The 20,287-nt window shown below is 62.9% G+C and carries 23 protein-coding genes; 16 read left to right on the top strand and 7 right to left on the bottom strand.

Annotated elements, in window-relative coordinates:
• Positions 1 to 4: 4 nt before the first annotated feature.
• Positions 5 to 391, bottom strand: coding sequence for a hypothetical protein (locus AC1DWF_RS00555; RefSeq protein WP_476781881.1), 387 nt, complete (start codon positions 389 to 391; stop codon positions 5 to 7).
• 199 nt (positions 392 to 590) lie between these two features.
• Between AC1DWF_RS00555 and AC1DWF_RS00550 the strand changes: the two genes are divergently transcribed.
• The 3 genes from AC1DWF_RS00550 to AC1DWF_RS00540 all read left to right on the top strand — a co-directional run bounded on the left by AC1DWF_RS00550 (position 591) and on the right by AC1DWF_RS00540 (position 3,711).
• Entirely contained in the window at positions 591 to 1,529 is a 939-nt protein-coding gene (locus AC1DWF_RS00550; protein ID WP_476781899.1) for an L-threonylcarbamoyladenylate synthase, read from the top strand.
• A 16-nt stretch (positions 1,530 to 1,545) separates the two neighbouring features.
• A complete protein-coding gene (locus AC1DWF_RS00545; protein WP_476787528.1) occupies positions 1,546 to 2,976 on the top strand; it encodes an FAD-binding oxidoreductase in 1,431 nt (476 codons plus the stop codon).
• A 168-nt stretch (positions 2,977 to 3,144) separates the two neighbouring features.
• A complete protein-coding gene (locus tag AC1DWF_RS00540; protein WP_476787527.1) occupies positions 3,145 to 3,711 on the top strand; it encodes a DUF6101 family protein in 567 nt (188 codons plus the stop codon).
• A gap of 6 nt (positions 3,712 to 3,717) precedes the next feature.
• Here the strand turns inward: AC1DWF_RS00540 and ubiA are convergent, their stop codons facing one another.
• Entirely contained in the window at positions 3,718 to 4,701 is a 984-nt protein-coding gene (gene ubiA, locus AC1DWF_RS00535) for a 4-hydroxybenzoate octaprenyltransferase (protein WP_476781878.1), read from the bottom strand.
• 101 nt (positions 4,702 to 4,802) lie between these two features.
• On the opposite strand from ubiA, the gene AC1DWF_RS00530 reads away from it, so the two are divergent.
• The 3 genes from AC1DWF_RS00530 (at position 4,803) to purD (ending at position 6,717) form a co-directional block, all read left to right on the top strand.
• Positions 4,803 to 5,054, top strand: a complete 252-nt coding sequence (locus AC1DWF_RS00530; protein WP_476781877.1) for a type II toxin-antitoxin system Phd/YefM family antitoxin — start codon at positions 4,803 to 4,805, stop codon at positions 5,052 to 5,054.
• Positions 5,054 to 5,326, top strand: coding sequence for a Txe/YoeB family addiction module toxin (locus AC1DWF_RS00525; protein WP_476781876.1), 273 nt, complete (start codon positions 5,054 to 5,056; stop codon positions 5,324 to 5,326). The genes AC1DWF_RS00530 and AC1DWF_RS00525 overlap by 1 nt, the downstream gene beginning before the upstream one ends.
• Positions 5,327 to 5,439: 113 nt before the next feature.
• The gene (gene purD / locus AC1DWF_RS00520) at positions 5,440 to 6,717 is read left to right on the top strand and encodes a phosphoribosylamine--glycine ligase (protein WP_476781875.1); all 1,278 of its coding nucleotides are present in this window, start codon (positions 5,440 to 5,442) and stop codon (positions 6,715 to 6,717) included.
• Here purD and AC1DWF_RS00515 read toward each other — a convergent pair.
• Positions 6,714 to 7,871, bottom strand: coding sequence for a glycoside hydrolase family 25 protein (locus AC1DWF_RS00515; RefSeq protein WP_476781874.1), 1,158 nt, complete (start codon positions 7,869 to 7,871; stop codon positions 6,714 to 6,716). The genes purD and AC1DWF_RS00515 overlap by 4 nt on opposite strands.
• 99 nt (positions 7,872 to 7,970) lie before the next feature.
• On the bottom strand, positions 7,971 to 8,186 hold the full coding sequence (locus tag AC1DWF_RS00510; RefSeq protein ID WP_476781898.1) for a hypothetical protein: 216 nt from the start codon (positions 8,184 to 8,186) through the stop codon (positions 7,971 to 7,973).
• A 180-nt stretch (positions 8,187 to 8,366) separates the two neighbouring features.
• Here AC1DWF_RS00510 and AC1DWF_RS00505 point away from each other — a divergent pair, with 180 nt between their 5' ends.
• Genes AC1DWF_RS00505 through AC1DWF_RS00495 form a run of 3 tightly spaced genes read left to right on the top strand, consistent with a single transcriptional unit; the run spans position 8,367 to position 11,377 of the window.
• On the top strand, positions 8,367 to 10,145 hold the full coding sequence (locus tag AC1DWF_RS00505; RefSeq protein WP_476787526.1) for an acyl-CoA dehydrogenase: 1,779 nt from the start codon (positions 8,367 to 8,369) through the stop codon (positions 10,143 to 10,145).
• Between the two features lie 25 nt (positions 10,146 to 10,170).
• Positions 10,171 to 10,923, top strand: coding sequence for a crotonase/enoyl-CoA hydratase family protein (locus AC1DWF_RS00500; protein WP_476781872.1), 753 nt, complete (start codon positions 10,171 to 10,173; stop codon positions 10,921 to 10,923).
• Between the two features lie 25 nt (positions 10,924 to 10,948).
• Positions 10,949 to 11,377, top strand: a complete 429-nt coding sequence (locus tag AC1DWF_RS00495) for an NUDIX hydrolase (RefSeq protein WP_476787525.1) — start codon at positions 10,949 to 10,951, stop codon at positions 11,375 to 11,377.
• 38 nt (positions 11,378 to 11,415) lie between these two features.
• Here the strand turns inward: AC1DWF_RS00495 and pdxH are convergent, their stop codons facing one another.
• Complete coding sequence (pdxH, locus tag AC1DWF_RS00490; protein WP_476784271.1) at positions 11,416 to 12,033, bottom strand: pyridoxamine 5'-phosphate oxidase; 618 nt, start codon at positions 12,031 to 12,033, stop codon at positions 11,416 to 11,418.
• 42 nt (positions 12,034 to 12,075) lie between these two features.
• Between pdxH and AC1DWF_RS00485 the strand changes: the two genes are divergently transcribed.
• The 4 genes from AC1DWF_RS00485 (at position 12,076) to AC1DWF_RS00470 (ending at position 15,111) form a co-directional block, all read left to right on the top strand.
• On the top strand, positions 12,076 to 12,540 hold the full coding sequence (locus AC1DWF_RS00485) for an RT0821/Lpp0805 family surface protein (protein WP_476784272.1): 465 nt from the start codon (positions 12,076 to 12,078) through the stop codon (positions 12,538 to 12,540).
• A gap of 89 nt (positions 12,541 to 12,629) precedes the next feature.
• Entirely contained in the window at positions 12,630 to 13,571 is a 942-nt protein-coding gene (locus AC1DWF_RS00480) for a DnaJ C-terminal domain-containing protein (protein ID WP_476784273.1), read from the top strand.
• A gap of 115 nt (positions 13,572 to 13,686) precedes the next feature.
• The gene (gene fabI, locus AC1DWF_RS00475) at positions 13,687 to 14,505 is read left to right on the top strand and encodes an enoyl-ACP reductase FabI (RefSeq protein ID WP_476841381.1); all 819 of its coding nucleotides are present in this window, start codon (positions 13,687 to 13,689) and stop codon (positions 14,503 to 14,505) included.
• Between the two features lie 18 nt (positions 14,506 to 14,523).
• Positions 14,524 to 15,111 (top strand): histidine phosphatase family protein, encoded by a 588-nt coding sequence (locus AC1DWF_RS00470; protein WP_476784275.1) that lies wholly within the window; start codon positions 14,524 to 14,526, stop codon positions 15,109 to 15,111.
• 18 nt (positions 15,112 to 15,129) lie between these two features.
• Here the strand turns inward: AC1DWF_RS00470 and AC1DWF_RS00465 are convergent, their stop codons facing one another.
• Entirely contained in the window at positions 15,130 to 15,378 is a 249-nt protein-coding gene (locus tag AC1DWF_RS00465) for a DUF1344 domain-containing protein (protein ID WP_476784276.1), read from the bottom strand.
• Between the two features lie 285 nt (positions 15,379 to 15,663).
• On the opposite strand from AC1DWF_RS00465, the gene aroC reads away from it, so the two are divergent.
• The 3 genes from aroC to AC1DWF_RS00450 all read left to right on the top strand — a co-directional run bounded on the left by aroC (position 15,664) and on the right by AC1DWF_RS00450 (position 19,019).
• Positions 15,664 to 16,764, top strand: a complete 1,101-nt coding sequence (aroC, locus tag AC1DWF_RS00460) for a chorismate synthase (protein ID WP_476841380.1) — start codon at positions 15,664 to 15,666, stop codon at positions 16,762 to 16,764.
• Positions 16,765 to 16,858: 94 nt separating this feature from the next.
• Positions 16,859 to 17,956, top strand: coding sequence for a 3,4-dihydroxy-2-butanone-4-phosphate synthase (ribB, locus tag AC1DWF_RS00455; protein ID WP_476787523.1), 1,098 nt, complete (start codon positions 16,859 to 16,861; stop codon positions 17,954 to 17,956).
• A gap of 79 nt (positions 17,957 to 18,035) precedes the next feature.
• Positions 18,036 to 19,019, top strand: coding sequence for a hypothetical protein (locus AC1DWF_RS00450; RefSeq protein WP_476784279.1), 984 nt, complete (start codon positions 18,036 to 18,038; stop codon positions 19,017 to 19,019).
• 40 nt (positions 19,020 to 19,059) lie between these two features.
• Here AC1DWF_RS00450 and AC1DWF_RS00445 read toward each other — a convergent pair whose 3' ends face one another.
• Positions 19,060 to 20,274, bottom strand: coding sequence for an MFS transporter (locus AC1DWF_RS00445; protein WP_476787522.1), 1,215 nt, complete (start codon positions 20,272 to 20,274; stop codon positions 19,060 to 19,062).
• Between the last annotated feature and the right edge of the window lie 13 nt (positions 20,275 to 20,287).

Raw genomic sequence — 20,287 nt, 5'->3', positions numbered from 1 at the left:
CCGGCTATTGAGGTTCGGCTGATACCGTTTCCTCGACGGGCGCCGTGCTGTCGTTTGGCAACGGCGCCTGATCGCCTGCCGCAGCTTGCTGCGCGGGCGCCATGGCTGCCGGCTCAGGCGATGCACTGCCAACGTCACCGCCGCGGATGACCATCAGTTCGCCGCCCGCCTTGGCGTTGGAGATTTTGGCCGAGGCGTCGATTGCCGCGACCTTGCCTGTATCGATGGATGGAACACCGACATCGACGATCGACCTGCCAGCCGATTTTGGAGCGTCGACCAGAACGGATGACGGGCTGGTGCCATCGCCTTCGACAACGATGATCGAAGACCCATAGGCAGTACCGGACATCGAGATACCGGCCGCAAGAAACGCAGCAAACAGACGCATTTGGCCCCCGGAGTTGAAGCAACCCTAAGGCGCAATGTAGCTGGCTGTCAGTTGCAACCGGCTTGCGAAGATGCCGCGCATTTTAGGCAATGGCTGAATCTTGGGCGCCGCGCCTTGTCGCAGCACCTGAGGCGGGCTAGGGACCGGGCATGCAACTGGAAGCTATGACGTGGCGGAACTGATCGCAGCGGACAAGGCAATGGAGCGGGCGCTGGCGCTGCTTGGCGCGGGCGAGGTCGTCGCCATACCTACCGAGACCGTTTATGGCCTGGCCGGCGATGCCACCAATGGCGAGGCGGTCGCGCGCATCTTCGAGGCCAAGGGCAGGCCGCGTTTCAATCCGTTGATCGCCCATGTCGCCGACATGGCCATGGCCGAACGCATCGGCGTGTTCGATCCGCTGTCGAGGAAGCTCGCCGAAAAGTTCTGGCCGGGGCCTTTGACGCTTGTCGTGCCGTTGCGCCCAGGTTCGGGCATCCATCCGCTGGTGACGGCCGGGCTCGACACGATTGCGCTGCGCATGCCCAAGGGCTTTGGCGGAACTTTGATTGCAAAACTCGGGCGCCCGCTGGCGGCCCCCAGCGCCAACAGCTCGGGCAAGATCAGCTCGACCAGCGGCGAGGCGGTGGCGAGCGACCTTGGCGAACGTATTCCGCTGGTCGTCGACGGCGGCGCGACGTCGGTTGGACTCGAGTCGACCATCGTCAAGGTCGAGGACGGCAAGGTGCGTCTGCTGCGCCCAGGCGGTGTTCCCGCAGGTGAAATCGAAGCTGTCGCCGGTATGCCCTTGCTGCGCGGCATGACTGCCGGCATCGAGGCGCCGGGCATGCTGGCCTCGCATTATGCGCCCGGTGCGCAGATGCGGCTCAATGCCGTGCGTATTCAGGCAGGGGAGGCGCTGTTGGGGTTCGGCCCAAATCGCGCCGAGGGCTGGCAGCAGGCGCGCGCTTTCCTCAACCTGTCCGAGGCCGGCGACCTGCGCGAAGCTGCGACAAATCTGTTTGCCCATCTTCAAGCGCTCGACCGCAGCGGCGCCGAACTGATCGCCGTCGAGCCGGTGCCATCAGACGAACTCGGCGAGGCGATCAACGACAGGCTGGCGCGCGCCGCGGCACCGCGTGACATTCCCCACATCTGAACTTAGCTTTCATCACATGACCCAGAATCTCTCCGGCCTCGATCCCGCGCTTGCCGAGCGCTTTACCGCCATCGTCGGCGACCGCTATGCGGTCCGCTCGCAAGCCGACATCGAACCTTATGTGCACGAACCGCGCGGGTTGTTCACGGGCGCGACCTCACTGGTGCTGCGTCCGGCAAATGTCGAGGAGGTGAGTGCGATCATGAGGCTCGCCACCGAAACCCGCACGCCGATCGTGCCGCAAGGCGGCAATACCGGCCTGGTCGGCGGTCAGGTGCCCGACCATTCGGGCGGACAGGTCGTTTTGTCGCTGTCGCGGCTCAACCGCATTCGCGAGATCGATCCGGTGTCCAATACGGTGATCGCCGAAGCTGGCGTCGTGCTCGATGTGCTGCACAAGGCGGCTGACGACGTCGACCGGCTCTATCCGCTTTCGCTTGCCTCGCAGGGTTCGTGCCAGATCGGCGGCAATTTGTCGTCCAATGCCGGCGGCACCGGCGTGGTCGCCTATGGCAATGCGCGTGAACTCTGTCTCGGCGTCGAGGTGGTGTTGCCCACCGGCGAGGTGCTTGATGATTTGCGCAAGCTCAAGAAGGACAACACCGGCTACGACCTGAAGAACCTGTTCGTCGGTGCCGAGGGCACGCTCGGCGTCATCACCGCTGCCGTGCTCAAGCTCTATCCCAAGCCCAAGGGCCGCGAGGTTGCCTGGGTCGGCCTGGCGTCGCCCGACGCTGCCCTTGCGCTGTTCGACCGTGCCCAGGGCCTTGCCGGCAGCGCCCTGACCGCGTTCGAGCTGATCGGGCATCTGCCGATGGAATTTGCCATGCGCCACATTCCCGACGCGCGTCCGCCGCTGGAAGGCGACTGGCCCTGGCAGGTGCTGATGGAAATCTCGTCAGGACGCTCGGCTGAGGATGCCCGCACGCTGATCGAGGATATTCTCTCAGCCGGCTTCGAGGCCGAGCAGGTCGGCGACGCGGCGATTGCCGCGAGCGTCGGCCAGGCCAACGAATTTTGGCGCCTGCGCGAGATGCTGCCGGAAACGCAAAAGGCCGAAGGTGCGTCGATCAAGCACGACATTTCGGTGCCGATCGCCAGCATCCCCGCCTTTATCGAACAAGGCGCGGTTGCCGTGGCAAGTGTCTGCCCCGAGGCGCGGGTGGTCTGCTTCGGCCACATGGGCGATGGCAATTTGCACTACAACATCTCCCAGCCGGTCGGCATGGACAGCGCGTCATTCCTCGGCCTGTACCGCCAGATGAACAAGGCGGTGCATGACGTTGTGCGCGCGATGAACGGTTCGATCTCGGCCGAGCATGGCATCGGCCAGCTCAAGCGTGACGAGCTGATCGCCACAGCACCACCCATCGCCATCGACCTGATGCGCCGGATCAAGTCGGCGTTCGATCCTGCCGGTATCATGAACCCCGGCAAGACGATTTGAACGTCTCTGGTGGCATTCCGATAACCATCGGAGAGATCAGCAAAATTTAACCCAATTTCTTAAGTGGGGCGGTAAGGACCCCCCGCTAGTGTCCTTCCCAACGAGACCGGGAAAACTGGTCCGGAGAGACCGGAAACCGGCTCTCAGGAGATAACAGGAAGGCACAATATGAACACCGGACTGAAGCCAGTCTGGGCGGGACGCAACATGCGCCTCGACCCGTTCCGCTTGCCGCAGAAGGTCAGCTACACGACGCGTGATGACCTTGGCGACGTCACCTTCACGATCGACCACCGCGGCGCGGTGATCCGCCGTGTGCTGGCGCAGAGCGGGCTGCCCGCCGCCATCGCACTGCCGGCGCGCGCTTTTCGTGGTGTCGCTGCGCGTGCCATGGAAGACGAGGATCTCAACGTCACGGTGACGCTGGAACTGCTGCACAACGATCCGATGCTTTCGGTGCCGCTACTGGTCGCCGACGATCTCGAGGACGTTGCCGCCGACTGGCGCGCCTGGGCTGATTTCTACAACCTGCCGATGCTGCTGATCGAGGCGGACGGTGTTGCTCGCACATTGGAAGAGTCGCTCGGCGCGGCGATCAAGACCATGCCGCCGCAGGAACGCCGCAAGGGCCGCGTGTCGCGCATGCGCCGTCCGCGTTTCCTCGCCCGCCGCAAATCAGGCACGCTCGGTGTTCGGCTCGTTATCGACGGTGAAGAGATTATCGCCCGGGCATGACGCGAACTAGATCAGCGGCTTCAGCGCCACCCAGGCGCCGCCGCAGACCAGACCAATGAAGATGATCCAGCCAATCTGGCCGTTCGACCTGAACAGCCTGAGACACTGGTCTGGATCATCGATGTCGAGCGTGATGATCTGCCTTGCCATATGCGCACCGGCGGCAACCAGGCCGGCGAGTGCGGGCATCGGCACCTGTGCGATGGCAAAGGCTGTGGCAAACAGCATCAGCGCGCCGGCATAAAGCCCGACCAGCCATGATTTGGTGTTTTCGCCGAAGAAACGCGCGGTCGATTTCACGCCGACCAGCGCGTCGTCTTCCTTGTCCTGGTGGGCGTAGATCGTGTCGTAACCGATCACCCACATGATCGAGCCGAAATAGAGCAGCACGGCCGGGCCGTCGATGTCGCCGAACTCGGCCGCCCAGCCCATCAGCGCGCCCCAGGAAAAGGCAAGGCCGAGCACGAACTGCGGCCAGTTGGTGAAGCGTTTCATGAACGGGTAGATCGCAACGATAGCCAGTGACGAGATGCCGAGCAGGATAGTGAAGCTGTTGAACTGCAACAGCACCACAAGCCCGACCAGTGCCTGGAGCACCAGGAATACCCACGCCTGACGGCGGCTGACCTGGCCGGAGGGAAGCGGACGCGAACGCGTGCGCTCGACCTGAGCGTCGATGCCCTCGTCGACGATGTCGTTGTAGGTGCAGCCGGCGCCGCGCATGGCGATGGCGCCGACAAGGAAGAGAGCCAGGAACCACGGCGAGGGCAACAGCGAGATCAGGCTGTCGCCTGGCCGCGCAAACGCGCTTGCCGCCATGGCAACCGACCACCAGCAAGGCCAGAGCAACAGCACCCAGCCAATCGGCCTGTCCCAGCGCGCGAGCTGTGCATAGGGCCACAGCCCGCGCGGCAAGGCGCGGTAGACCCAGTGTCCGCTGGGGGCGTCGGCAACCCGGCCCTGGCCGGCTTTCGATTGGATCTGTTCCATGTGTTGGGAGTGCCAGCGGCGCGCGCGGGCGTCAAGACGCTCAGGCTTGATATAGATTATGCGTACGTATATATGTACAGATATGGATCAAGGAGGTCGACATGACCTACGTTACGCTTACCGAATTGCGCGCCAATATGGCCAAGCACTTCGACAAGGTCGAGGAAGACCGGACCGAGCTGATCGTCACGAGACAAAATCATGAGCCTGTGGTGGTGATGGCGCTTTCCGAGCTCGAAGGTCTCCGCGAGACCCTGCACCTGCTGAGCTCTCGCGCCAATGCTGAGCATCTCCAGCGTTCGATTGCAGAGCTCGATGCTGGCGAGGTGGTTGAGCGAGATTCGATCGGGTAATGCGGATCATCTTCTCGCAAGCTTCGTGGTCTGACTACTTGTTTTGGCAGCAGAGCGACAAGGCTGTCTGTGACAGGATAAATGAGCTTATCAAGGATACGATGCGGTCGCCCTTCGTTGGGATCGGCAAGCCGGAACCCCTTTCTGGCAACTTCTCAGGCTTTTGGTCCCGACGCATCACGCGCGAGCACCGCTTCATCTACCGGGTGACCGGAAAAGGCGAAACGCAGGCGCTGGAGATTGCCGCATGCCGCTATCACTATGACAGGTAGCTGGTCGCCGTTTCATCGACTGCTGACAATCGGCAGCTCGTTCTCTCCTTGACCTTAGCCGCCACGACCAATAGCGGGTGCATCACATTCCGTTTCGGCAAGAGGTCACTGGCATGAACATCCTGCTCATCGGCTCCGGCGGCCGCGAACACGCGCTGGCCTGGAAGCTTGCGGCGTCGCCCATGCTGACCAAGCTTTATGCCTCGCCGGGCAACCCGGGCATCGCGCAGGAGGCAGAACTGGTGGCGCTCGATGTCGCCGACCATGCGGCGGTAGCAGCGTTCTGCAAGGACAAGGCCATCGATCTCGTCGTCGTAGGTCCGGAGGGCCCGCTGGTCGCCGGCATCGGCGATGACCTGCGCGCCGAGGGCATTCGTGTCTTCGGTCCGTCCAAGGCCGCGGCCCAACTCGAGGGCTCCAAGGGTTTCACCAAGGATCTGTGCACCCGCTACGGTATTCCGACTGCTGCCTACGGCCGTTTCGACAACCCCGCCGATGCCCGCGCCTATGTCGAAAAGATGGGTGCGCCGATCGTCATCAAGGCCGATGGTCTGGCCGCCGGCAAGGGCGTGACGGTGGCGATGACACTGGATGAAGCGTTGGAAGCGGTGGATGGCTGCTTCGATGGCGCGTTCGGCGGTGCTGGCGCTTCGGTGGTGGTCGAAGAGTTCATGACCGGGGAGGAAGCCAGCTTCTTCTGCCTGTGCGACGGCAAGACCGCCCTGCCTTTCGGCACAGCACAGGACCACAAGCGCGTCGGCGACGGCGATGTCGGGCCCAATACTGGCGGCATGGGCGCCTATTCTCCCGCTCCCGTCATGACGCCCGAGCTGATCGAACAGACGATGCGCGAGATCATCGAGCCGACGATGCGCGGCATGGCCGATATGGGTGCGCCGTTTGCCGGCGTGCTGTTTGCCGGCCTGATGCTGACCGACGAGGGGCCGAAGCTGATCGAATACAACACCCGCTTCGGCGACCCGGAATGCCAGGTGCTGATGATGCGGCTCAAGGAAGACCTTCTCGTACTGCTCAACGCCGCCGCCGACGGCCAGCTGGCGCATGTGTCGGCGCGCTGGCGCGACGAGGTGGCACTCACGGTTGTGATGGCGGCCAAGGGCTACCCTGGCACGCCGGAAAAAGGCTCGGTGATATCAGGTATCGACAAGGCCGAGGCGTCAGGCGCCCAGGTATTCCATGCCGGGACAGCGGTTCAGGATGGCAAGATCGTCGCCAATGGCGGGCGCGTGCTGAATGTCACGGCGACAGGCCGCAGCGTCAGCGAAGCGCAGAAAAAAGCCTATGCGGCGATCGACCAGATCGATTGGCCGGAGGGATTTTGCCGCCGCGATATCGGCTGGCGCGCCGTGGAGCGCGAACAGCAGGCTTAGCGCCCGGCGCTGTCCAGTTCGGTGGAAGCCGTCGCGACCGGATCGAGTTCAGCCTTGCTGCTTGCGCGCAGGCGCTGGTCGAGCCTGGCAGCGGCATATTCAGCCATGCCGTTGGCGTAGCGGCTGGCGGGAACCTTGATCGCCGGCAGGGCGCTGAGAACTGCCTTGTTCCAGCTCGACCGCAGCGTTTCGGCGAGAAGATCAAGCCGCACCGGATAGGCGACCGAGGCATAGGTGATGCGGCTTTCGCCCTTGAGGCCCTGATCGCGTGCGATCGGCACTGGCACATTGACCATGAACTCGTCGGTCGTCTCGATCAGCTGGCCAAATGGCCAGACCTTGCGCAGGCCGTCCGCGTCCATCGGCGCGACATTGACGTCGATGTCGTTGGGCGTGCCGGCGACGCGGTAGGGGCAGCGCCGGATGCCGCAATTGGCCTGCGCCGAGAATTGCCACAGCGAATAGCCTTGCCAGTTGCCTTTCGGAAAATGGATGCCGATCTCGGGCTTGTAGCGCGCATACCACAGCGGCAGGCGCGACAAGAGCCGGTAGCGGTAGCGATTGTCGGCGATGTAACGCGATGTCGTGCCATTGGTGTAGAGGATCGGGTAGCGGCCGGTACGCGAGAAGATGCGGCGCACGAACAGCTCTGCGTCCTCCAGCGACATCCATTTGGTCGGATCGTTTTCCTCGATGTCGATGGCCATCAGGTCGTCAGGGCCGGGCTCGGCGAAGTCGAGGAAGTTGTCGGCCTGCTCGATCGGATTGCCGGGACGGGCGAGGTGGTAGGCGCCCCATTTGAGGCCAAGCGCCTTGGCGACCACCTTGCGCGTGTGGAACAACTCGCGGGCCACCGCATGGCGTTTCCAAAGTGCCTTGCACAGCTTGTAGGCTGTTTCCTCGCCGGAGCAGGAATAGGGCGGCGGCAGGCCGTCCGAGGCCTTGTTGATGAAGCCGACGATGCGCTTGTCGCCCGACAGCTTCTGCCAGTCGATGGAGTTGTATTCGTAGGCGTCGATGACCAGCGCGCGGTCGACCTTCTTCCACGGTTCGGAGAAGTCGGAGGCATGGGAGACGACTGGAAGGTGGAATGTCCACGCGGCGGTGAGCGCAGCGAGCGCAAGTCGGTGAAGCTTAGACGCCAGTCCCCTCAAAGGCGATCCTCGGTGACGAACCGATGGTGGACCGCCATGGTTAAGGAAATACTGATGAAGCTCCACCGTCCCTAGGTTGAAAGCGACAGTGACGGGGTGTCACTCAAACGGATCAGGCGCGGGCGTGGTCGGCAGCGTGCCTTCGGCCGCGCGTTTGCGATGGTGCGCGAGCGAGCATTTCGGCGAACACAGGATGCCGCGATCCGTCCAGTAGGCCGCGCCGTCCTCGATCTTACCGCCGTGATACCAGAAGCCTTCGGAACGGTAGGGCAGGCCGCATTCGATGCAGCTATAGGCGTCGGGCCGGGCGAGCATGGTCATCCTCTTCGATTTCGCGACTTCTACCCACCTGAGACTTTGGTGCAAAGTGCGGCCAAAAACTTGACGTTTACGTCAAAAGTCACTTCCCCTCGTTGAAGGAAGACGGCTAGTGTGCGTGGCAGGCGGTGGTGAGGCCGCGACAGCAGTTCATCAGGACAGGCAGGAGGAAGCGTCATGTATCGCGCCCCGGTGGAAGAAATAGCCTTTGCGCTGAAGCATGTCGCGGGCCTGAAGGCCGCGCTCGACGCCGGCACCTTCGGCGACCTCAGCGAGGACCTGATCGACGCCATCCTGGGCGAGGCCGGGCGTTTCGCCACCGAGGAGGTGGCACCGCTCTACAAGGTCGGCGACCGCACCGGCGCCAGGCTCAAGGACGCTGCGGTGACCATGCCTCCCGGCTGGAAGGATCTGTACAAGCATTGGACTGAAGGCGGTTGGAACAGCCTGAACGGTCCCGAGGAATATGGCGGGCAAGGCCTGCCGACCATGATGGGGGTCGCAGCCCTTGAAATGTGGAACTCCGCCTCGATGGCCTTTGGCATCGGTCCGACCTTGAGCATGGGTGCGGTCGAGGCGCTGGAAAAGCATGCCTCCGAGGAGCTGAAGGCGGCCTATCTCGCCAAGCTCGTCTCCGGCGAGTGGATGGGCACCATGAACCTGACCGAGCCGCAGGCCGGTTCGGACCTTGCGGCCCTGCGGACGCGCGCCGAACGGGCCGACGACGGCACCTACCGCATCTTCGGCCAGAAGATTTTCATCACCTATGGCGAGCACGATTTTACCGACAATATCGTTCATCTGGTGCTGGCGCGGTTGCCCGATGCGCCAGCAGGCACGCGCGGCATCTCGCTGTTTTTGGTGCCGAAATTCCTGCTCAACGAGGACGGCACGCCGGGTGAGCGCAACGACGTGTTCTGCTCGGGCCTCGAGGAGAAGCTCGGCATCCATGCTTCGCCAACCTGCACGATGATTTATGGCGATGGTTTTGCCAAGGACCGCGAGCCGGGCGCCGTTGGCTGGCTCATTGGTGAGGAACATCGCGGGCTCGCCTGCATGTTCACCATGATGAACAATGCCCGCTTGCTGGTCGGTATCCAGGGCGTGGCCATTGCCGAGACCGCGTTCCAAAAGGCGCTCGCCTATGCCAACGACCGGCGCCAGGGCAAGGCGTCGTCCTACAAGGGCGAGGGCATGGCGCCCATCGTCCATCATCCCGATGTGCAGCGGAATCTGCTGACCATGAAGGCGCTGACACAAACCGCGCGTGCCCTTGCCTATTCCTGTGCGCACGCCATCGACATGGCTCGGGTTTCGGAGGGTGCGGACAAGGCGCATTGGCAGGACCGTGCCAATCTTTTGACGCCGGTCGCGAAAGCCTTTGCCACCGATGTCGGTGTCGACGTCGCTTCGCTCGGCGTGCAAATCCATGGCGGCATGGGTTTCATCGAAGAGACCGGTGCCGCGGCCCTTCTGCGCGACGCCCGCATCGCTCCGATCTATGAAGGCACCAACGGCATCCAGGCGATCGACCTGGTGACCCGCAAGCTGCCGCTCGGCGGCGGCGAGCATGTATTCGGCTACATCAGGGAGCTGGATGGTATTGGCATCGCGGTGGCTGCGATGAATAGCGAAGCCTATGGCCGCACCGCGCTCAATCTCGATCAGGCGCTGGACGATCTGCAGGACGCTACGCGCGATCTGCAAATCAAGCTCAGCGACGGCCGAACGGACGATGCCCTGGCCGGCGCTACGCCATATCTCAGGCTGTTCGCGCTGGTGGCCGGTGGCGCCTATCTGGCGCGCGCTGCCCTTGCCAACGGCGATCAGAACCGCATCGCCCTTTGCCGGTTCTTTGCCGAAAACCTGCTTGGCGAGACGGGGGCACTGAAGGATCGCATCACCGGTGGCGCGGGCAGCCTTGCCGCTGCCGCCACGGCGCTGATTTCGGCGTGACATCTGGGACGAGGACGAGACTGAAGTGAGCGACCACATTCTCATCGAGCGGCAGGACGCCGTGCAGATCATCCGGATGAACCGTCCGGACAAGAAAAACGCCATCACGCGCGCGATGTATGCCGAGATGGCGGCAGCACTTGCCGCAGGCGATGCCGATCCGGCCGTGCGCTGCCATGTCTTCCTTGGCGTGCCCGGCGCGTTTTCGTCCGGCAACGACCTTGCCGATTTCATGGTGATCGCGACCGGCGGCGAAGGCGGCGGCGAGGTGTGGGATTTCCTGCTGGCGATCGCCAAGACCGAAAAGCCTGTCATCTCGGGTGTCGACGGCATCGCCGTTGGCATCGGCACGACCATCAACCTGCATTGCGACCTGACCTTCGCCACCCCGCGCACGGTGTTCCGCACGCCCTTCGTCGATCTCGGCCTGGTGCCAGAGGCGGGCTCCAGCCTGCTTGCGCCGCAGGTGCTTGGCTACCAGGGCGCCTTTGCTTTGCTCGGGCTCGGCGAGGGTTTTTCGGCCGAGCGCGCGCAGGCATCGGGGCTGATCTACAAGGTTGTCGCCGAAGATGAGCTGGAGGCGGCAACACTTGCCGCTGCCCGCGAGATCGCAGCCAAGCCGCCGCAAGCGCTGAAGATCGCCCGCGACCTGATGCGTGGCGACCGCTCGGCGCTTGTTGAACGCATCAATGAAGAGGGCGCGCATTTCCGTGCCCGGCTCAAGTCTGACGAAGCGAAAGCCGCACTCGTCGCCTTCATGTCGCGCAAAAAGGGCTGATGGCACCGGTGAACGAGGCGGCGCGATGACAAATCCGGTGGTGACGGTCGGTGCGCTTCTTGTGAACCAGCACGGGCAGGTTTTGCTCGGGCTACGTGCACCCTGGAAGAAGGCATGGCCCGACCACTGGGATTCGATCGGTGGCCGGGTTGAAGCAGGCGAAACGCTCGATGAAGCCATGAAGCGTGAGGTGCGTGAGGAAATAGGCGTGACGCCGACGGAGTTCCTGTGGCTGGAATGCGTTCCCGAGCGCCGACCCGATCTCTACGGTGATGCCGTGCATCATATCTACGCGGTTACCGCGTGGACCGACGGTATGCCTGAAAACATCTGCGACGAGCACACCGAGATCAAATGGTTCGCGCCCGCAGAGTTGCTGACGCTGCCGAACCTTGCGGATTGCGACTACTTCCGCCTTGCGGGACTTGCGACCAAGCACCCCGCTGCATCGTAGGCGGCGGCAACGAGCCGCCGCGATGGCTCCTCTTGTCCTTACGGATAGAGCCGGTCCTTGTCCCAACCGCCTTCTTCGTTGCGGCTGAAGACGACACGGTCGTGCAGCCGGAACGGGCGGTCGTGCCAGAATTCGATCTGGCTCGGCACGATGCGGAAGCCTGACCAGTGCGGCGGGCGCGGGATTTCGCCGATGGCGTGGCGGGCGGTGTATTCAGCCACCGCCTTTTCCAGCGCGAATCGGCTTTCAAGCGGGCGTGACTGTTTCGAGGCCCAGGCGCCGATGCGGCTACCGCGCGGGCGGGTGGCGAAATACTCGTCGGCCTCGGCGTCGGTGACGATTTCCACAGGACCGCGCACCCGCACCTGGCGGCGCAGCGACTTCCAGTGGAAGCACATGGCCGCCTTCATTGTCGCCAGGATCTCGCGGCCCTTGGCGCTTTCGAAATTGGTGTAGAAGACAAAGCCGTGTTCGTCGAAACCCTTGAGCAGCACCATGCGCACGTCAGGCAACCCATCGGTGTCAACGGTGGCGAGCGCCAGCGCGGTGGGATCGTTCGGCTCACTGGCCGTCGCATCCTTGAGCCACGTGGCAAAAAGCCAGAAAGGCTCCGCGCTCTGCGTGAAGTCACTGCTTGTTAACTCTGTGTCCGTCATAGCTTTTACTCGACTTGCCATATCCGACCGGGAGAATGCCTATTGTCGCGCTTCGCGCAAGCCTTTGAGGGCCATTGCCTCCCACAATTCGGGTTCCGATCCTTCAAGGTGGTGCTGCTGCTTAGCCTGACGACGATCAGCGCCTGTGGTGCTGGTGGCTTCAGCCTGGATAAGGCGGAGGTGGATCGCAGCCTGGTGACCAGCAAGATCCCCGACGACGTGAACCGTACCACCGATGCGAATCGGCTGGCCGATGAGACAACGATCCGCAATGCGGTTTCGTCCGTCGACGTCGCCGAGCTGAAGGGGCAGGCAATTCCCTGGGCCAATGCCGATACCGGTTCGCGCGGCGCCATCAGCGCGCTCGTGGAGAGCACCGAGCGCGGCGTGTTGTGTCGGGAGTTCGCTGTTTCGCGCGAAAGCTTTGATGGCGTCAGGCTGTTCAAGGGCGAAGTTTGTGCTGCCGGTGCAGGTGCCTGGCAGATGCTGGCATTCGAACCTGTCTGACGATCAAGGTACTTCCGCCTCTGGAATTTCTTCCTAGCCAAGCGCATATAGGGGGGAACCAACCCTTTTCTCTGTTTATGGAATGAGACATGCGCGACCCCTATGAGGTGCTGGGCGTTGCCAAGAACGCCTCGGCCAAGGACATAAAAGCGGCTTACCGCAAACTCGCCAAGAAGCATCACCCGGATCAGAACCCTGACGATCCGAAGGCGAAGGAACGCTTTTCCGCGGCCAACCAAGCCTACGAGATACTCGGCGACGAGAAGAAGAAGGCAGCCTTCGACAGCGGCGAGATCGACGCCGAGGGCAAGCAGCGCTTCCATGGCTTTGAAGGCGCTGCGGGTGGCGATCCCTATAGCGGGTTCCGCCGACAGCAGGCAGGACCTGGCGGCTCGCGATTCGAATTCCGCTCCGGTGGCCCGGGCGGCCAATCGTTCGATGCCGGTGACATATTCAGCCAGATTTTCGGCGATTCCTTCAGCCAGCGCGGTGCTGGTGCCGGTGCCGGCGCAGGCATGGGGGGCGGGCAACGCGCCCAGCCGGGCGCCGACGTCAATGTCACGCTCGATGTGACCATCGAGGAAGCGGCGACCGCGCCAAAGGTCACCGCCATGTTCCCCGATGGCCGCAAGCTGGCGGTCAAGCTGCCGGAATATGTCGAGGACGGCCAGACGATCAGGCTCAAGGGCCAGGGCGAGCAGGGCTTTGGTGGTGCCGGTGACGCACTGGTCAAGATCAGGTTCCGCCGCCATCCGCGCTACCGTGTAGAGGGCCGGGACCTGCATGCCGACCTGCCGGTTCAGCTTCACGATGCTGTGCTCGGCGCCAAGCTTGCCGTGGAAACGCCGACCGGGCGCATTGCCGTCAAGGTGCCGGCCTGGTCGAGTTCGGACAAGGTCTTGCGCATCAAGGGGCGCGGTCTGCCTGAAAAAGCGGGCGGCCACGGCGACATGTATGCTCATGTCCGCGTGATGCTGCCTGAAGGCGGCGATGCGGCACTTGAAGAGCTGATGCGCAAGTCCAACGGCTGAAAGCGGGCCGGCGCGATGTCGCCGGCCGCAGTATGTCGGCGTATGAACGCTTGAAGGTGCAGATTGCCTATGCGATAGGCTCTCCCAAACAAATCATGCATTGGAGTGCGCTCACATGGCGGGTGGACAGGGCCTGATGGCCGGCAAGCGCGGCCTTATTCTTGGCGTCGCCAACAACAGATCCATTGCCTGGGGCATTGCCAAGGCTTGCGCCGACCAGGGCGCGGAATTGGCGTTTACCTATCAGGGCGATGCGCTGAAGAAGCGCGTCGAGCCGCTGGCCGCCGAAATCGGCGCTTTTGTCTGCGGCCATTGCGACGTCACCGACATGGCAACCGTCGACGCCTGCTTCGAGACGCTGGAAAAGAAGTGGGGCAAGCTCGACTTCGTCGTCCACGCCATCGGCTTCTCCGACAAGGATGAGCTGACTGGCCGCTACGTCGACACCAGCCACGGCAACTTCCTGCGCACCATGGACATCTCGGTCTATTCCTTCACGGCAGTCGCCCAGCGCGCCGAGAAGCTGATGACCGATGGCGGTTCGCTTTTGACCATGACCTATTACGGCGCCGAAAAGGTGATGCCGAACTACAACGTCATGGGCGTCGCCAAGGCAGCGCTTGAGGCCAGCGTCAAATATCTCGCCGTTGACCTCGGCCCCAAGAACATCCGCGTCAACGCCATCTCTGCCGGCCCGATCAAGACGCTTGCTGCGTCTGGCATCGACGACTTCCGCTACATCTTGAAGTGGAACGAATACAACGCGCCGCTGCGCCGTACCGTTTCGATCGAGGAGGTTGGCGACGCCGGGCTCTATTTTCTGTCGCATCTGTCGCGCGGCGTCACCGGCGAAGTGCATCACGTCGATTCCGRCTACCATGTCGTTGGCATGAAGGCTGTCGATGCGCCCGATATCGCAGCCGTGAAGGACTGACCTCCGACCCGGTTCGACATGACCCCGCTCATCTATTTCGTGCGCCATGGCCAGACGCCCTGGAACGCTGAGCAGCGTCTGCAGGGCCAGGCCGACATCGACATCAATGCTCTCGGGCGCGAGCAGGCCGACCGTAATGGTCGTAGGCTAGCCGAACTTGTTCCCAATCCCGAGGCTTTCGATTTCGTGGCAAGCCCGATGCGGCGTACCCGCGAGACGATGCAGCGCGTGCGAATTGCGATGGGGCTCGATCCCTTGGCCTATCGCACTGACTCGCGGCTCATCGAAGTGAATTTCGGCGACTGGCAGGGCTTCACCTTCGCCGAACTCGAAGCCCGCAAACCAGGCGTGAGCGCTGCGCGGCAACTGGACAAGTGGGATTTCGTGCCGCCGGGCGAGGATGCGGAGAGCTATGAAATGCTCACCCGCCGTATTCGTCCCTGGCTGGCGGAGGTTGCGCGACCGACGGTCTGCGTGACCCATGGCGGTGTCTTGCGCGCGATCTTCAGGCTTGTCGAAGACCTGCCCAAAAACAAAGCCGCGGCCCTGGAGATCCCCCAAGACCGCGTGCTGAAAGTGGAAAACGGCCGCCTGGAATGGCTCTAGCGGCCGCGAATTTCGCTGTTACTGCGGCAGTTCCATGTCGGTGATCAGGTTTTCGCCCTCGACCACGTCATAGGCCAGCAGGATTTCCATGCCCGGCTTGATGTTGTCGACATCGAACTCGCCCGGCAGCTTGTAGGTCTTGCCGTTGTCGAGCGTGATGATCGATTTTTCCTTGTCGACCGACTTGACCTGACCTTCGGCTTCGGCGGCCAGTGCTGCGCCTGACATCATGAGCACGGCGGCAACGGCGCCAATAAGGGTACGCATTGTCGTCCTCTTTTTCTCTGCGCCCCGCAAAGCGCGAGGCAAAACAAACGGGGCGGTCGGAAGGAAGCAGAAACCAACCGAATGTGTCAAAACTAAATCGGCTCCGATCACAGTTTGACCACCGCTAAAATGGCCAAAGACGCGCTGCGCGGCTCAATGGACGTGCCGGTGCGCTCCATCACGTTGAATCGGCGCATCGTCCTTTGTCGAAAAGGAATTTTACTTTTCGGGGTCATGCGCTAGAACGCGGCCATACCCCGGCACCTGCCGGAAAGGGCCCTTTGCATGTCGCACAACASCTTCGGCCACCTSTTYCGCGTYACCACCTGGGGCGAGAGCCAYGGSCCGGCMMTYGGCTGYGTYGTCGACGGCTGCCCGCCCGGCATCCGTTTCACGCTGAAGGACATCCAGGACGAACTCGACAAGCGCAAGCCGGGCCAGTCGCGTTTCGTCACCCAGCGCCGTGAACCCGACGAGGTCAAGGTGCTGTCCGGCATCATCACGGACGATGACGGCGAGACGTTGATCTCGACCGGCACGCCGATTTCGATGCTGATCGGAAATGTCGACCAGCGTTCCAAGGACTATGGCGAGATCGCCCGGCAATATCGTCCCGGCCATGCCGACTACACCTACGACGTCAAATACGGCCTGCGCGATCATCGCGGCGGCGGCCGTTCCTCGGCGCGCGAGACGGCCGCACGCGTGGCGGCAGGTGCGATAGCGCGCAAGGTCGTGCCCGGCCTCGTCGTGCGCGGCGCGCTGGTGTCGATGGGCGTCAAGTCGATCGACCGGGCCAACTGGGACTGGGATTTCATCGGCAGTGCCGAAAACCCGTTCTTCACGCCAGATGCTGGTTCAGTGCAGGTCTTCGCCGACTATCTCGACGGCATCCGCAAGTCGGGCTCGTCTGTCGGTGCAGTGATCGAGATCGTCGCCGAGGGTGTGCCTGCCGGCTTGGGCGCGCCGATCTACGGCAAGCTTGACCAGGACATCGCGTCGAACCTGATGTCGATCAACGCCGTCAAGGGCGTCGAGATCGGCAACGGTTTTGAGGCCGCGCGGATCACCGGCGAAGAGAATGCCGACGAGATGCGCATGGGCAATGACGGGGTGCCACACTTCCTGTCCAACCATGCCGGCGGTATATTGGGCGGCATCTCGACAGGACAGGCCGTGATCGCACGTTTCGCCGTCAAGCCTACCTCGTCGATCCTGACGCCGCGCAAGTCTATCGACAAGGACGGCAAGGATGTCGATGTGATGACCAAGGGCCGGCATGATCCGTGCGTTGGCATCCGTGCCGTGCCGATCGGCGAGGCAATGGTTGCCTGCGCGATCGCCGACCACTATCTCCGCCATCGCGGACAGACGGGAAGGGGTTAGGGGAGTAGGGCAATAAGGCAATAGGGCAATCGCCTGGTTTCACATACTGCCCTATTCCCCTACTGCCTTACTCCCCTGTGAAAGAGAGAACGCCATGGCCTACGATCAGAAGAAAGTCGTCGAAGCGCTGAGAGCCTTCGAGCGCGGGGAGATCGTAGTCGTGATGGACGACGACGGGCGCGAGAACGAAGGCGACCTGATCGTTGCCGCCGTTCACTGTACGGCCGAGAAAATGGCCTTCATCGTGCGCCACACCTCCGGCATCGTCTGCACGCCGATGCTCAAGGAAGACGCAAGGCGCCTCAACCTTGCGCCGATGGTTGCCGACAACGATTCGGCGCACACTACGGCCTTCACCGTTTCCGTCGACTTCAAGCACGGCACGTCGACCGGCATCTCCGCCGAGGACCGCACGCTGACCGTGCGCAACCTTGCCAATGGCAATGTCGGCGGTTCGGATTTCGTTCGTCCCGGCCATATCTTCCCGCTGATCGCGCGCGAAGGCGGTGTCTTGATGCGCTCGGGCCATACCGAGGCCGCCGTCGACCTGTGCAAGCTCGCCGGTCTGCCGCCGGTCGGTGTCATTTCCGAGCTGGTGAACGACGACGGCACGGTCATGCGTGGCCCGCAGGTCGCTGCCTTTGCCGAGACAAACGGTCTCAAGCAGGTTTCGGTCGCCGATCTCATCGCCTATCGCCAGCGCCAGGAGACGCTGATCCAGCGTGTCGACAGCTTCGACATCGAAACCCCGGCGGGCAAGGCGAAAGCCATCACCTACACGCTGCCCTGGGACGTCATGCATCACCTCGCCATCGTCTTCGGCGACATTCGCGACGGCGAGGACGTGCCGGTGCGCCTGCACACCGAAGATGTGGTTACCGATGTGTTCGGCACCAGCAATCGCTTGGGCGACATCATGAAGACCTTCGGTGAGTGCAACCGAGGCGTCATCGTCTACCTGCGTGAAGGTTCGGTCGGTGTTTCCAATCTCGGCCGCAACCGCCCGACAGCGGAACGCGAAGACCACGAAGAGGCGCGTCACCGCGAGGACGAATGGCGCCAGATCGGTCTCGGTGCGCAGATCCTCAAGGACCTCGGCATTTCCTCGATCAACCTGATCGCCTCGCGCGAGCGCCACTATGTCGGCCTCGAAGGTTTTGGTATCCGCATCGCCAAGACTGAAATCCGCTGATCTCCGACGCCTCTGTGAGGTGATTGACTTCCGCTAGCCACGGCGCATTCTCTTGCTCTCTCTGGGGGGAGAGTCGGGGATGTGGGATTTCAGCATAGGCCAGAGCCTGGCGATCATGGTGCGCACCTGGCCGTTCATCGTGCTACGCATGGTCGTCTATTTCGGCATCACGCTTGCCTATATCGTGGCGACGGGGACGGGCGCCGGCTTCGGCTACGGTTTGGGTCACGCCACCGCCGACCTTGACAGCGCGATATCGTTCGCGCTGTGGGGTGGCATCGCCGGCTTCGGCGTGGTCTCGATCGCGGTCTACTGGATCCGCGAATATATCCTCTACATCGTCAAGGCCGGCCACATCGCCGTCATGGTCCATCTGATCGACGGGCGCGAAATCCCCGGCGGCCAGGACCAGATTTCTTATGGCCGCGAGGTCGTCACTGCCCGCTTCAGCGAGGCGAGCGTCCTGTTTGTTCTCGATCAGCTGGTGAAGGGGGTGATCCGCGCGATCACCGGCCTGGTCGGCGGCGTTGCCGCCTTCCTGCCAATCCCGGGGCTCAACGGACTTGCCAGGTTCGTCAACACCGTTATCCGCATGTCGCTGACCTATGTCGACGAGATCATCCTGGGCTACAATATCCGCATCGGCAGCACTTCGCCTTGGCAGAGCGCGCGGCAGGGCGTTGTGCTGTATGCCCAAAACGGCAAGACCATGGTCAAAAATGCCATCTGGCTGTCGCTGGTCGTGTGGGGCGTGTCGCTGGCGATCTTCCTGTTGATGCTCGCACCAGCCGGCGCCATCCTCTACTTCATGCCGGGTGAACTCGGGGGCTGGGCTTTCGTTTTGGCGATCGTGTTTGCCTGGGCGTTCAAATCGGCGCTGATCGAACCTTTTGCGGTCGCCTCGCTGATGCAGGTCTATTTCAAGATCATCGAAGGCCAGGTGCCCAATCCAGAATGGGACCGCAGGCTGGAAGAGGCGTCGTCGAAATTTGGCGAACTGAAGGAAAAGGCCTTCGGCTCGGGCGAGGCGTCACGCTGGGACGGTGCTCCGCGACACGTCTGAGCCTCTCAGCAAACGGTCGCGGGGCCGACGGACAGATCCCCTATTCCGCCGCCTGCACTGCAGGGGGGGCAATTCGCAGCGACCGCACGAGCGGCCGCTGACCGAGGAAGGTGATCACCAGCGCGATGAAGCCCGCGACAAGCGAAACCATGAAGCCGCTGCTTGCGCCCATTTGATCGATGATCCAGCCTGAGGCCGACGAGCCTACGGCCATGCCGATGCTGATGCCGGTGACAGCCCAGGTCATGCCCTCGGTGAGCTTGGAAGAGGGGACGACCTTCTCGATCAGTGCCATCGACAGGATGATGGTCGGCGAGACGGCAACGCCCGCCAGGAACAGCACGACCGAAAGCACCGCCACGTTGTTAACTGCCAGCAGCGGTAGCGTCGTCAGGGCGGCGAGCGCGATGGCGATCAGCAGCTGCCGGGCGAGCGGCATCTTGAGCTTCATGGCGCCGAATACGAGGCCGGCGACGAGCGAGCCGGCAGCATAGGCGGAAAGCGCAAAGCCTGCCGAGGCCTTGTTGCCCTGGGCCTCGGCGAAGGCCACGGCAGTAACTTCGGCGGTGCCGAAGATGGCGCCGATGGCGATCAGGGTCAGCACCAGAATTTGGACGGGACCAAGCCAGATCACGGATTGGCCGTCTCCGTGGTCCTGTGCGTGCACCTGCGGTTCGGTTGAGCGCTGGGCGGCAAAGAGCAGGCTGCCCACGGCGAGCATCACGGTCGCGACGAGAGGACCGGCCTCTGGGAAAAAGCCGACGCTGAGGCCGATGGCAACGATCGGGCCGGTCATGAATATCACTTCGTCCATGATCGATTCGAATGCGAAGGCCGTGTGCAGATGTGGCGTGTCGCGATAGATCTCGGTCCAGCGCGCGCGCACCATGGCGCCCATGATCGGCGCTACGCCTGCGAGTATCGCGAAGGCGAAGAGCACCCAGGTGGGCGCGTCGTAGCGCGTCGCGAGCATCAGCCCGGAGAGGGCAATCACTGCCATGGCAGCACTCGGCAGCAGGATGCGGACCTGGCCATAGCGATCGATCAGCCTGGCGACCTGCGGTGCGATGACGGCACTGGAAAGGGCAAAAGCGGCGGCGACGGCGCCGGCCAACCAGTACTCGCCACGGGCTTCGGACAGCATGGTCACAATGCCAAGCGTGACCATGGACATCGGCACGCGCGCGACGAAGCCGGCAGCCGAGAATGCCTTGGCGCCGGGGGCCTTGAAGATTTCGCTATAGGGATTACGCATGGAAGTCACCCGG

It is taken from the genome of Aminobacter sp. P4_D5, from assembly GCF_056401815.1.
Note: the sequence above shows the minus strand (reverse complement) of the source record. Positions and strands in the feature narration are given on the sequence as shown.

Excerpts from the sequence above, each read along its gene's own strand:
- AC1DWF_RS00555 (WP_476781881.1), bottom strand. The coding sequence starts at position 391 with ATGCGTCTGTTTGCTGCGTTTCTTGCGGCCGGTATCTCGATGTCCGGT.
- AC1DWF_RS00550 (WP_476781899.1), top strand. The coding sequence starts at position 591 with ATGGAGCGGGCGCTGGCGCTGCTTGGCGCGGGCGAGGTCGTCGCCATA.
- AC1DWF_RS00545 (WP_476787528.1), top strand. The coding sequence starts at position 1,546 with ATGACCCAGAATCTCTCCGGCCTCGATCCCGCGCTTGCCGAGCGCTTT.
- AC1DWF_RS00540 (WP_476787527.1), top strand. The coding sequence starts at position 3,145 with ATGAACACCGGACTGAAGCCAGTCTGGGCGGGACGCAACATGCGCCTC.
- ubiA (WP_476781878.1), bottom strand. The coding sequence starts at position 4,701 with ATGGAACAGATCCAATCGAAAGCCGGCCAGGGCCGGGTTGCCGACGCC.
- AC1DWF_RS00530 (WP_476781877.1), top strand. The coding sequence starts at position 4,803 with ATGACCTACGTTACGCTTACCGAATTGCGCGCCAATATGGCCAAGCAC.
- AC1DWF_RS00525 (WP_476781876.1), top strand. The coding sequence starts at position 5,054 with ATGCGGATCATCTTCTCGCAAGCTTCGTGGTCTGACTACTTGTTTTGG.
- purD (WP_476781875.1), top strand. The coding sequence starts at position 5,440 with ATGAACATCCTGCTCATCGGCTCCGGCGGCCGCGAACACGCGCTGGCC.
- AC1DWF_RS00510 (WP_476781898.1), bottom strand. The coding sequence starts at position 8,186 with ATGCTCGCCCGGCCCGACGCCTATAGCTGCATCGAATGCGGCCTGCCC.
- AC1DWF_RS00505 (WP_476787526.1), top strand. The coding sequence starts at position 8,367 with ATGTATCGCGCCCCGGTGGAAGAAATAGCCTTTGCGCTGAAGCATGTC.
- AC1DWF_RS00495 (WP_476787525.1), top strand. The coding sequence starts at position 10,949 with ATGACAAATCCGGTGGTGACGGTCGGTGCGCTTCTTGTGAACCAGCAC.
- pdxH (WP_476784271.1), bottom strand. The coding sequence starts at position 12,033 with ATGACGGACACAGAGTTAACAAGCAGTGACTTCACGCAGAGCGCGGAG.
- AC1DWF_RS00480 (WP_476784273.1), top strand. The coding sequence starts at position 12,630 with ATGCGCGACCCCTATGAGGTGCTGGGCGTTGCCAAGAACGCCTCGGCC.
- AC1DWF_RS00470 (WP_476784275.1), top strand. The coding sequence starts at position 14,524 with ATGACCCCGCTCATCTATTTCGTGCGCCATGGCCAGACGCCCTGGAAC.
- AC1DWF_RS00465 (WP_476784276.1), bottom strand. The coding sequence starts at position 15,378 with ATGCGTACCCTTATTGGCGCCGTTGCCGCCGTGCTCATGATGTCAGGC.
- ribB (WP_476787523.1), top strand. The coding sequence starts at position 16,859 with ATGGCCTACGATCAGAAGAAAGTCGTCGAAGCGCTGAGAGCCTTCGAG.
- AC1DWF_RS00450 (WP_476784279.1), top strand. The coding sequence starts at position 18,036 with ATGTGGGATTTCAGCATAGGCCAGAGCCTGGCGATCATGGTGCGCACC.
- AC1DWF_RS00445 (WP_476787522.1), bottom strand. The coding sequence starts at position 20,274 with ATGCGTAATCCCTATAGCGAAATCTTCAAGGCCCCCGGCGCCAAGGCA.